The 1,173-nt window shown below is 64.2% G+C and carries 1 protein-coding gene; it reads right to left on the minus strand.

Going from position 1 to position 1,173, the window contains the following annotated elements; genetic code table 11:
- Nucleotides 1-120: 120 nt before the first annotated feature.
- On the minus strand, nt 121-1,104 hold the full coding sequence (locus AC1DSC_RS32630) for an IS5 family transposase (RefSeq protein ID WP_018903832.1): 984 nt from the start codon (nt 1,102-1,104) through the stop codon (nt 121-123).
- Between the last annotated feature and the right edge of the window lie 69 nt (nt 1,105-1,173).

Below are 1,173 nucleotides of genomic sequence, written 5' to 3' on the forward strand. Positions count from 1 at the left end.
ACTAGGGAAGGTCTGAACAACGTGCAAACGCGATCACGTTCAGCCGTTCGACCTGCGTCAAGCCGCAAGAACGCCGATGCTTCACGCGTTTCAGGCGCGTTGCGCCGCGTTCCTCGCGCCTCATGCTGTCCGCAGGCGGACCACTCCCGCCATCGCCATCAACTTCTTTCGCGCCATCCAAAGGTTCGACAACGCGAACAGCGTGACCACGTGCGCCGTGTTCTTCGCCAGTCCCCGGAACCTTACCTTCGCCAGCCCGAACTGGCGCTTGATGACCCGGAACGGATGCTCGACCTTGGCGCGCACGCTGGCCTTGCCGTGCTCCTGCTTCTTGAGCCGCTGCTTCGCTCGCCCCTCGGGCAGCTTGGCCATGTCGCTGGGCCGGCCTGCGATGTGCCATTGCAGATCGTGCCGGGTCACGCGACTTTGCGCGCCCCGGTAGCCCGAGTCGGCCCACACGTCTTGTTCCTCGCCATGCAGCAGATCGACGATCTGTTCGACGTCCGACTCGTTGGCCGCCGTGGTGGTGACCGTGTGCACGAGGCCGCTGTCGGCGTCCACCGCAATGTGCGCCTTCATGCCGAAGTGCCACTGGTTGCCCTTCTTGGTCTGATGCATCTCGGGGTCACGCTCACCCTCGGCATTCTTGGTCGAGCTCGGCGCCGCGATGATGGTCGCGTCCACGATGCTGCCGCGCTTGAGCAGCAGGCCCTTGCGCGCCAGATGCGCGTTCACCGCCTTGAGGATGTCCTCGGCCAGATCGTTGGCTTCCAGCAGGTGGCGGAAGTTCAGGATGGTCGTCTCGTCGGGGATCGGCTCGGCCAGGCTCAGGTGTGCGAACGTGCGAAGCGAGGCGATCTCGTACAGCGCTTCTTCCATCGCCGGGTCGCTCAGCGCGAACCAGTTCTGCATCAGGTGAACCCGCAGCATCGACGCCAGCGGGTACGGCCGGCGGCCTCGCCCGGCTACCGGGTAGTGCGGCTCGATCAGGCCCAACAGCGCCTTCCACGGCACGACCAGTTCCATCTCCTCGAGGAACACCTCGCGCCGCGTCTTCTTGCGCTTGCCGGCGTACTCCGCGTCCGAGAAACTGATCTGGCTCATCGTTGCGCGCTCCGTCAATGACCTGCTTCGATCATGCAAGAAACATGCACTTGTTCAGACCTTCCCTAG

The organism is Variovorax sp. 01N425 (assembly GCF_056399465.1).